Consider the following 2,817-nt stretch of genomic DNA (forward strand, 5'->3'; position numbering starts at 1 on the left):
GCCATCGAGGCCTGGTTCAGTCCGCGCGAGGCAGCAGAACGCACCGTGATGGCGCGTGGCGATCTGGCGGCGGACGAGAAAACCACCATCGAACTGTTCGAAAAATCGCGCGCCTCGGTGGTCTACATCACCACCGCGCAATTAGTACGCGATGTCTGGACGCGCAACGTGTTCTCCGTGCCGCGCGGCACTGGCTCGGGCTTCATCTGGGACGACGCCGGCCACGTCGTCACCAACTTCCACGTCATCCAGGGCGCGTCCGAAGCCACCGTCAAACTGGCCGACGGCCGCGACTACCAGGCCGCGCTGGTGGGGACGAGCCCCGCGCACGACATCGCCGTGCTCAAGATCGGCGTCGGTTTCAAGCGCCCGCCGGCCGTGCCGGTCGGCACCAGTGCCGACCTCAAGGTGGGTCAGAAGGTGTTTGCTATCGGCAACCCCTTCGGCCTGGACTGGACGCTCACCACTGGTATCGTCTCCGCGCTCGACCGCTCGTTGCCGGGAGAAGCGGGCGGCCCGGCCATCGATCACCTGATCCAGACCGACGCCGCCATCAACCCCGGCAATTCCGGTGGCCCGCTGCTCGATTCGGCTGGGCGGCTGATCGGCATCAATACCGCCATCTACAGTCCGTCTGGCGCCTCGGCCGGAATAGGCTTTGCGGTGCCGGTCGATACCGTCATGCGCGTGGTGCCGCAACTCATAAAGACCGGCAAGTACATCCGTCCGGCGCTGGGCATCGAGGTGGATGAGCAGCTCAACACGCGTCTGCAGGCGCTGACCGGCAGTAAGGGCGTATTCGTATTGCGCGTGACGCCGGGCTCGGCGGCGCACAGGGCCGGGCTCGTCGGCGTCGAGGTCACCGCAGGCGGCATCGTGCCCGGCGATCGCGTTATCAGCATCGACGGTATCGCCGTTGACGACGTCACCACATTACAGGCCCGGCTAGACGACAAGAACGTTGGAGATGTTGTGGTCTTGTTAGTGGAGCGGGCCGGCAAGACTCGCGAGATGCTTGTGGAACTACAACCGGGAGTTTGATGGAAAGTGGGTCATGGATCTGCACAGCGAAGCAGCCAAGCGACTTCAGCCTTGCGCCGAACTACGAGCCCTAGCTAGGGATGGTCTGAAGTAGCCCTGTATTTCCGGCTGACTTCTGCCACTGCTGATTTTGAAAGCGGTGAACCGATCAAAAACGATCGGATCACCCGCTCATTTCGGTGCTTTCAGCCGTCGCGAGCACCTTGCGACGGCCATTTTCCGCATTACAGGCGCACCTCTCCTGCGCTTGCCAGCAAATGTCGGCGGGCCATCCATAGGTTCGACAGGGCAAACAGCGTCACCAGTTGTGCAGTGTTCTTCACCAGCCCTCGGAAACGTACCTTGGTGTAGCCGAACTGCCGCTTGATCACGCGAAACGGGGGCTCTACCTTCGCTCGCACTTGCGCCTTGGCCTTCTCGATCTTGCGCTTGGCTTTGTACAGGGCGCTGCGTTTATCGAGCATCTTGTAGGTGCTGCGGCGTGCTGCGACCTGCCAGATCACTTCTCGGTCGGCATGCTCGGAGCGCTTTTCGACGCCTGTGTAGCCGTCATCGGCGCAGACGACGTTCTCGTCGCCGTGCAGCAGTTTGTCGACCTGGGTGACATCCGCCACGGTGGCTTGTATCTAACAGTTTGTGGTGATTAGCTACCACCACTGAAGCAGAGTGAGCCGCCCCCTTCCCTTAAGGTCAGAAAAGTCGGCACCGCTGAACCTTGATTTGCAGCACATGGCCCTCCGCTTCACCTTTCACGCCAGCACATCAGGTTGAACGGTTATCGGGAGCTCGACTCCGTATGTACAAGGCGAACAGGCGTGACGGTTTATGTGAGAGGAGTTTGACCATGTTTCCAGTCGGCATTGACGTAAGTAAAAACACCCTGGATCTTTGCATGCTTTATGACGGTATCAAAGGACGCATAAAAACCCGTAACATCCAGAATAACAGACATTCAGTTGAAAATATTCTTCGCTGGCTCAGGCTTCAACATTGCAGTCCGGAAGATGTTCATGTGGTAATGGAAGCTACCGGTGTTTATCACGAACGGCTGGCCACTGAATTACATGATGCCGGTTTCCGGGTTTCTCTGGCCAACCCTCACCGTAGTCGGGAGTTTGCGCGTGGCATGGGAATCATGACAAAAACGGATAAGGTGGATGCGTATATGCTGGCCTGTTACGCATTCCTTAAGAAGCCACACCGCTGGGAGCCGCCGGCACCCGAAATCAGATATCTCGGTGCACTCCTGCGACGGCGGGATGTTCTGCTGGGTGATGCCCTGCGTGAGGAGAACAGGCTGGAAAAATACCTGTCGACAGACACACCTGCAGATATTATCAGTTCCTGCAGGCGTATGGCGCAGCTTCTGCGCGAGGAGGTAAGTAATATCGAGCGGCAGATAAAAGCACATATCAAAGCCAGCCCTGCACTGAGGCGTGATTATACACTGCTGACCTCAATTAAATCGGTTGGTCCCCAGCTGGGGATGCATATGCTGGTCGTGCTTCGCAGCCATAACTTTGTATCGGCTGAGCAGGCTGCCGCCTTTCTGGGCGTGGTGCCGATCGAGAAACGCTCAGGCACATCGGTCCGGCGCCGGCCGCGGATGTCGAAAATCGGCCCCCCTCAGTTGAGAGCGAAGCTTTACATGTCCGCCCTGTGCGGAAAAATCTACAATAAGCGAATGCGTAATATTTACGATGAGATGTGCCTGCGGGGTAAACCTAAAATGGTGGCCATTGGCGCGCTGATGCGGAAACTGGTGCACTGGTGTTA

2 protein-coding genes and 1 pseudogene are annotated in these 2,817 nt (G+C 58.4%); 2 read left to right on the forward strand and 1 reads right to left on the reverse strand.

What is annotated here, in order from left to right:
- The coding region (locus RDN66_RS21830) for a trypsin-like peptidase domain-containing protein (RefSeq protein WP_308538173.1) at positions 1–1,041 on the forward strand (1,041 nt) is incomplete at its 5' end.
- Between the two features lie 224 nt (positions 1,042–1,265).
- Here RDN66_RS21830 and RDN66_RS21835 read toward each other — a convergent pair.
- A pseudogene (locus RDN66_RS21835) lies at positions 1,266–1,661 on the reverse strand (IS5/IS1182 family transposase); the annotation flags it as partial.
- 224 nt (positions 1,662–1,885) lie between these two features.
- On the opposite strand from RDN66_RS21835, the gene RDN66_RS21840 reads away from it, so the two are divergent.
- Positions 1,886–2,817: IS110 family transposase (locus tag RDN66_RS21840; RefSeq protein ID WP_308538174.1), on the forward strand; the 932-nt coding region annotated here is incomplete at its 3' end.

Origin of the sequence: uncultured Kluyvera sp., assembly GCF_902485085.1 — a bacterium.
Lineage (GTDB): Bacteria > Pseudomonadota > Gammaproteobacteria > Enterobacterales > Enterobacteriaceae > Kluyvera > Kluyvera ascorbata.